Below are 6,305 nucleotides of genomic sequence, written 5' to 3'. Positions count from 1 at the left end.
CGGGGGGGGGGGGGGGGTGTTTCGGAAATCTGTTCTGATTATTCCTGAATATGCGCTTCAAGGAACCACAGGGATTTGTCGAGGCTGCGGGATGCAGCTGTGAAAATATCCGCACTGTCATCGTCGCCTGCCTCAGCGGCATCTTTGATGGACTGGCGTACCAGATTGGCAACAGCGCCGTAATGATCGATCAGCGCATGAAGATGGTCTTTGATGGCGTAAATATCTTCCGGATATGGCTTGAGAATGCTCGCCTCAGTAATTGTCTGACTTGTGCCAAGCGCAGTGCCGCCGAGCTGAACGGCACGTTCTGCAATTGCATCCGAATGTTCATCCAGATCGGTGCGGAATGTATCCAGCATCTCATGCACGGCAATGAACTGAATGCCTTTAAGGTTCCAGTGTGCCTGCTTGGTTATCAGCGCAAGATCAAGGATCGCAGCCAGATTTTTGTTCAGCAGGGCAATAACCGTGGTTTTGGCATTGGTCGGCAGATTGTTTTTTGTCGGATGATTTTTCAGTTTGGATGCAGACATAGTGATTTCCTTTATGAAGGGACAAATTTTCGTTTGTCTGAGGGGCTGCCGGGAGGTGGCAGCACAAGAAACCGGAAGCAGCAGATACTGCTATAAACCTAACGTATCAAAGATAGGATTGTTCCCAGTGATTTAAAGAGTTTAAGCAGATTTTTGTGCATCATTCTGTATAGATATCAGTGTTGCCCTATTGAGCTGACAAGGCAGAATTCTTACGCAACCTGACTGCCTGTACTTGCCGATAACCGAATTCTGTTTTAGGTCGTAAGCCATGACTATACTTGCTCTCGACACCGCAGGCAGTTTATGTGCTGCCGCCCTTTATGACCCGCAGACGCAGCAGCTTCTTGCTGAGGTCAGCCATGATATTGGCAAAGGCCATGCGGAATTGCTGCTGGACTATGTTGCGCAGTGTTTTGAGACTGCAAAAATCTCCCGCAATGAGGTTAGTCGTATCGCGGTCAATATCGGCCCTGGTTCATTTACCGGCGTGCGTGTCGGTGTTTCTGCGGCACGTGGCTTCGGGCTGGCATTATCCTGTCCGGTGATTGGTGTGAGCGGTTTTGAAGCGCTGTGCCATGAAATGCAGGCCGGGGCACCGGCGCAATCTGTCCTGATTGCCCTGTCTGCTTATCGTGGTGATATTTATGCGCAGGGTTTTGATGCCGATGGTATCGCCTCCACAACGCCGCTTGCAGGCAGCGCGGCAGAGTTGCTGCCGGTTTTGCAGCAGCTTGGCGATGATTATGCACTGGCGGGTAGTGGCGCAGAGCAATTGCACGCAGGAGAGGGCAGCGAACGCCGGATTATCAGTGCATCCGCCCATGCATCCATCGGTACTTTTGCACGACTTGCGGCACAGCGTGAGGCAGGCACGCCCCCTGAGCCGCTTTATATGCGCGGGCCGGATGTGAAGCCCCAGACCGGATTTGCACTGCCCCGCCGCCAGTCGGATCAGGAGCGCGGATGATCGGTCTTCCTTTTTCGCGTCAGAGTTTTGCCTATGAATCGCTGATGCAGGCGCATTGCGCTGAGCTCGCGGATCTCCATGCACCGGCTTTCCACCATGCATGGAGCGAGGAAGATTTTGCAGGCATGCTCTCGCAAGGTAATATTTTCGGTTTTATTGCCCGTCCTGTGGGAAAGCCAAAACAGGCGGCCGGTTTTGTGCTGGCGCGTCTGGTCGCCGGTGAGGCGGAAATTCTGACCATTGCAGTGTCATCGGTTTTTCAGCGTCGTGGCATCGGACGGGATCTGATGGAAGCTGTTTTGCGCCATTTGCATCATGAGCGGGCGGAAAGTCTGTTCCTTGAGGTGGATGAGAGCAATGTGGCAGCGCAGGCGCTTTACCGGCGTCTCGGATTTATTCAGGTCGGGCAGCGGCCTGCTTATTATGAAACCGGTCACGGACGCAGCAATGCGCTGGTTTTGCGCCGGCAATTTCCGGAAACGATGAGCGTGTCATGATCGGTGCCATACGCATTGCGGTCATAATCGGCTTGTTTGTCAGTCTGGTTATTTCGCTGGTGCCGTTTCAATATCTGTTTGTCAAAGCGCGTTTGGGTTGGCAGCAATCGCTGCCGCGTTTTTTCCATCGGATTGCTGCATGGTTGCTGGGCTTTCGCGTGAAGGTAAAAGGCGAGATCGTGCAGGATCGCCCGTTACTGCTGGTCGCCAATCATGTGTCATGGAGCGATATTGTCGTTTTATCCTCCGTTGCCAATGTCTGTTTTATCGCCAAATCCGAAGTGCGCAAATGGCCGGTTTTCGGCACTTTTGCGGTTTTGCAGCGCACTGTCTTTGTTGAACGTGAGAAAAAAGGCCGGACAGCACAGCAGGCCTCGGATATTGCCCTGCGTCTGGCTGGCGGTGATGCGATGGTTCTGTTTCCGGAAGGTACAACATCGGACGGTAACCGCGTGCTGCCGTTTAAAACATCATTATTCGGCGCTGCCCATGCGGCCATCCGTGAGGCAGGCGAAGAGCAGGTGATCGTACAGCCGGTTTCAATCGCCTATACGGGTGTTCACGGAATGCCGATGGGGCGTTTTCACCGTCCGATTGCCTCATGGCCGGGCGATGTGCAACTGATGCCGCATCTCAAAGGTATTCTCAAAGAAGGCGCGATTGATGTCGAGATCCGCTTTGGTGAACCGATGCGCGTGTCTGCGGATACCAGTCGCAAGGAACTGGCACGTATCATGGAAGAACGCGTGACCACAATGCTGCAAAGTTCACTGATGGGGCGCGAAATCACCCCGTCAGCGGAAGATCAGTAAATTACCGGATTTATTTTAAGCAGGCGTGTCAGTCTTTACGACGTAAGCGCACAATAACGTCAACCCATGCGGGGCCGATATATGGTGGTATCAATCTTTACGACGTAACCGCACAATAACGTCAACATTGACGATTTCCATGCCTTCCGGAGCTTTCGGCAGGTTGCTGACGACAGGCTGGCCGGTTTCACCATCAGGAATATCGAAGACAATATTTTCGCCTTCGACAAAAAAGTGATGGTGGTCGGAAATATTGGTGTCGAAATAGGTTTTCGATCCTTCGACCGAAATAATCCGCAGCATACCGGCTTCAGTAAACTGGTGCAGCGTATTATAAACGGTGGCAAGAGAAACCGGCACGGAAGCAAAAACAGCTTCTTCATGCAGTTCTTCTGCGGAAAGATGGCGGTCGCCATGGGCGTAAATCAGGCTGGCAAGCGCAACCCGCTGACGCGTCGGTCTGAGACCGGCGATCCGAAGGCGCTCCTCAATCGAAGCGTTGCTGGCATGGGAGGAATGAATATTCATCACTGACCTGTCAGAAGCTTGAAACAAATTGGTTCAAAATTAATGCTTGAGGGCTGTTGCCCATCCTGTCACAAGATTGATATATGCGCTGAACGAATGACTGGCAATAGCTATTCCTGTATATCTTGACAGGCAAATAGTTTCTTGCAGGTGTTTTACAGCAGGAAACACTCTGTGTTAGGGGTGTGCAAAGATTTTGTCTGAGCCTGACGAATATGTTCGTTTCGGGCTGTCCAGACAACAGACAGATAAATGATTGGAGTCGGTAATGGCAGAGCAGAAGTCAAGTTACGGATATGAGGAGCTTCTCAGCTGCGCTCGCGGTGAAATGTTTGGTCCGGGCAATGCCCAGCTGCCTCTGCCGCCGATGCTGATGGTACACCGTATCACTGAAATCTCCGAAACCGGTGGCGAGTTCGACAAAGGCTATATCCGCGCTGAATATGATGTGAGCCCGGATGACTGGTATTTCCCTTGCCATTTTCAGGGCAATCCGATCATGCCTGGCTGTCTCGGCCTCGACGGCATGTGGCAGCTGACCGGCTTTTTCCTCGGCTGGCTCGGTGAGCCGGGTCGCGGTATGGCGCTGTCGACCGGCGAAGTAAAATTCAAAGGCATGGTGCGCCCGCATACCAAGCTTCTGCAATATGGTATCGACTTCAAACGCGTTATGCGCGGTCGTCTGGTTCTGGGGACAGCTGACGGCTGGCTCAAGGCAGACGGTGAAACAATTTACAAGGCAAGTGACCTGCGCGTAGGCCTGTCGAAAGACAGTGAGTCGTAAGTCGTAAAGACCGCGACGGGCATAGCCTCAAAAAGAGTATTATCCACGGGCGCGACCACATTTAATTGAAAGCTTTTATGTGGCCGCTCTCAAAATATGTAAAAGTCGCACTTATGTAACCGCGTAGCGGCATCCGCAAAACGGGGTGTCATTCAGGGAACAGTGCAAAGGAGAACGCAATGCGGCGTGTTGTCGTTACCGGAATGGGGATTGTATCCTCGATTGGCAATAATACCGAAGAGGTTCTGACCTCTTTGTTTGAGGCCAGATCGGGTATCCGGCGGGCTGAAGATCAGGCGGAACTCGGTTTTCGCTGTCAGGTCTCGGGCGCACCGCAGATTGATGTTGAAGCGCTGGTTGACCGCCGCGCAATGCGTTTTCACGGTCGCGGTACCGCATGGAACCATGTGGCCATGGATCAGGCGATTGCCGATGCAGGCCTGACCGAAGAACAGGTTTCCAACGATCGCACCGGTATCATCATGGGCTCCGGCGGCCCTTCCACCCGCACAATCGTGGATTCCGCTGATATTACCCGCGACAAAGGCCCGAAACGCGTCGGTCCTTTCGCAGTGCCGAAAGCCATGAGCTCTACCGCATCAGCCACAATGGCGACTTTCTTCAAGATCAAGGGCATTAATTATTCGATCTCCTCGGCTTGCGCGACCTCGAACCATTGTATCGGCAATGCGGTTGAGATGATCCAGTATGGCAAGCAGGACCGTATGTTTGCCGGTGGTTGTGAAGATCTCGACTGGACCTTGTCGGTGCTGTTTGACGCCATGGGCGCGATGTCTTCGAAATATAATGACACACCGGAACGTGCATCCCGCGCCTATGACAAAAACCGCGACGGTTTTGTCATTGCCGGTGGCGCCGGTGTTTTGGTGCTGGAAGATCTGGAAACTGCGCTGGCGCGCGGTGCCAAGATTTATGGTGAAGTCGTTGGCTACGGCGCGACATCAGACGGTTATGACATGGTTGCCCCGTCGGGCGAAGGCGCAGAGCGCTGCATGCGTATGGCGCTGTCAACCGTGAAGGGCAAGATTGACTATATCAATCCGCATGCCACATCGACCCCTGCTGGCGATGCACCGGAAATCGAAGCAATCCGTAAAGTCTTTGGTTCAGGCGATGCCTGCCCGCCGATTGCGGCAACCAAATCGCTGACCGGTCACTCACTGGGTGCAACCGGCGTTCAGGAAGCGATCTATTCGCTTTTGATGATGCAGAATAATTTCATCTGCGAAAGCGCACATATTGATGAGCTGGATCCGGATTTTGCGGATATGCCGATTGTGCGTAAGCGCATCGATAATGCAGAAATTAACACGGTACTGTCCAACTCCTTCGGTTTTGGTGGAACGAACGCAACGCTGGTGTTCCAGCGCTATCAGGGCTGACGGAGAGAACGTATGCAGGATTTAATGAAAGGCAAACGCGGGCTGATTATGGGTGTTGCAAACAACCATTCTCTTGCTTGGGGTATTGCCAAACATCTTGCCGATCAGGGCGCTGAGCTGGCTTTCACCTATCAGGGCGATGCTCTTGGCAAGCGCGTGAAACCATTGGCAGAGCAGGTCGGATCAGATTTCGTACTGCCTTGCGATGTGGAAGATATTGCAACCGTTGATGCGGTCTTTGACGAGATCGAGAAAAAATGGGGCAAGCTCGACTTTATCGTTCATGCCATCGGCTTCTCCGACAAAACAGAGCTGAAAGGCCGTTATGCGGATGTCACCACCCGCGAAAATTTCAGCCGGACAATGGTGATCTCTGCCTATTCCTTCACAGAAGTTGCTCAGCGTGCTGAGAAACTGATGAAAGACGGCGGTTCGATCCTCACACTGACCTATGGCGGTTCAACCCGCACCATCCCGAACTACAATGTGATGGGTGTTGCCAAGGCTGCTCTGGAAGCCATGGTGCGTTATCTGGCTGCCGATTACGGCCCGCAGAATATTCGCGTCAACGCTATTTCGGCTGGCCCTGTGCGTACACTGGCCGGTGCCGGTATCGGTGATGCACGTGCGATCTTCTCGTATCAGCGCCGCAATTCGCCGCTGCGCCGTACCGTTGATATTGATGATGTGGGCAAATCGGCAGTCTATCTGCTGTCGGATCTGTCGAGCGGTGTAACCGGTGAAGTTCACTTTGTGGATTCAGGTTACAACATCG

8 protein-coding genes are annotated in these 6,305 nt (G+C 53.0%); 6 read left to right on the top strand and 2 right to left on the bottom strand.

The features are described from left to right. Positions 1-38 precede the first annotated feature (38 nt). On the bottom strand, positions 39-536 hold the full coding sequence (dps, locus tag A918_RS0112270) for a DNA starvation/stationary phase protection protein Dps (RefSeq protein ID WP_022711354.1): 498 nt from the start codon (positions 534-536) through the stop codon (positions 39-41). A gap of 271 nt (positions 537-807) precedes the next feature. Between dps and tsaB the strand changes: the two genes are divergently transcribed. From tsaB to A918_RS0112255, 3 genes are read left to right on the top strand one after another with little or no spacing between them, the layout of a single operon-like run. After that, positions 808-1,506 (top strand): tRNA (adenosine(37)-N6)-threonylcarbamoyltransferase complex dimerization subunit type 1 TsaB, encoded by a 699-nt coding sequence (tsaB, locus tag A918_RS0112265; RefSeq protein ID WP_022711353.1) that lies wholly within the window; start codon positions 808-810, stop codon positions 1,504-1,506. Continuing rightward, positions 1,503-2,003 carry a ribosomal protein S18-alanine N-acetyltransferase gene (rimI, locus tag A918_RS0112260; protein ID WP_022711352.1) on the top strand — a complete coding sequence of 167 codons (501 nt, stop codon included), beginning with the start codon at positions 1,503-1,505 and terminating at the stop codon, positions 2,001-2,003. Before tsaB ends, rimI begins: the two co-directional genes overlap by 4 nt. Further along, positions 2,000-2,815: a 1-acyl-sn-glycerol-3-phosphate acyltransferase gene (locus A918_RS0112255; protein WP_022711351.1), complete on the top strand. Its 816-nt coding sequence runs from the start codon at positions 2,000-2,002 to the stop codon at positions 2,813-2,815. The genes rimI and A918_RS0112255 overlap by 4 nt, the downstream gene beginning before the upstream one ends. Before the next feature lie 90 nt (positions 2,816-2,905). Here A918_RS0112255 and irrA read toward each other — a convergent pair whose 3' ends face one another. Continuing rightward, the gene (irrA, locus tag A918_RS0112250; protein WP_022711350.1) at positions 2,906-3,343 is read right to left on the bottom strand and encodes an iron response transcriptional regulator IrrA; all 438 of its coding nucleotides are present in this window, start codon (positions 3,341-3,343) and stop codon (positions 2,906-2,908) included. A 268-nt stretch (positions 3,344-3,611) separates the two neighbouring features. On the opposite strand from irrA, the gene fabA reads away from it, so the two are divergent. The 3 genes from fabA to fabI form a co-directional block, all read left to right on the top strand. Next, positions 3,612-4,127: a 3-hydroxyacyl-[acyl-carrier-protein] dehydratase FabA gene (gene fabA / locus A918_RS0112245; protein ID WP_028233733.1), complete on the top strand. Its 516-nt coding sequence runs from the start codon at positions 3,612-3,614 to the stop codon at positions 4,125-4,127. 179 nt (positions 4,128-4,306) lie between these two features. Then, positions 4,307-5,530, top strand: a complete 1,224-nt coding sequence (gene fabB, locus A918_RS0112240; protein ID WP_022711348.1) for a beta-ketoacyl-ACP synthase I — start codon at positions 4,307-4,309, stop codon at positions 5,528-5,530. Positions 5,531-5,542: 12 nt separating this feature from the next. Further along, positions 5,543-6,305: enoyl-ACP reductase FabI (fabI, locus tag A918_RS0112235; protein ID WP_022711347.1), on the top strand; the 763-nt coding region annotated here is incomplete at its 3' end.

This window comes from Pseudochrobactrum sp. AO18b (assembly GCF_000409565.1).
GTDB classification, from domain to species: domain Bacteria; phylum Pseudomonadota; class Alphaproteobacteria; order Rhizobiales; family Rhizobiaceae; genus Pseudochrobactrum; species Pseudochrobactrum saccharolyticum.
Note: the sequence above shows the minus strand (reverse complement) of the source record. Positions and strands in the feature narration are given on the sequence as shown.

What these genes read in the sequence shown, in the direction of transcription:
- irrA (WP_022711350.1), bottom strand. Translation starts at nt 3,343, where the DNA reads ATGAATATTCATTCCTCCCATGCCAGCAACGCTTCGATTGAGGAGCGC.
- A918_RS0112255 (WP_022711351.1), top strand. Translation starts at nt 2,000, where the DNA reads ATGATCGGTGCCATACGCATTGCGGTCATAATCGGCTTGTTTGTCAGT.
- rimI (WP_022711352.1), top strand. Translation starts at nt 1,503, where the DNA reads ATGATCGGTCTTCCTTTTTCGCGTCAGAGTTTTGCCTATGAATCGCTG.
- fabA (WP_028233733.1), top strand. Translation starts at nt 3,612, where the DNA reads ATGGCAGAGCAGAAGTCAAGTTACGGATATGAGGAGCTTCTCAGCTGC.
- dps (WP_022711354.1), bottom strand. Translation starts at nt 536, where the DNA reads ATGTCTGCATCCAAACTGAAAAATCATCCGACAAAAAACAATCTGCCG.
- tsaB (WP_022711353.1), top strand. Translation starts at nt 808, where the DNA reads ATGACTATACTTGCTCTCGACACCGCAGGCAGTTTATGTGCTGCCGCC.
- fabB (WP_022711348.1), top strand. Translation starts at nt 4,307, where the DNA reads ATGCGGCGTGTTGTCGTTACCGGAATGGGGATTGTATCCTCGATTGGC.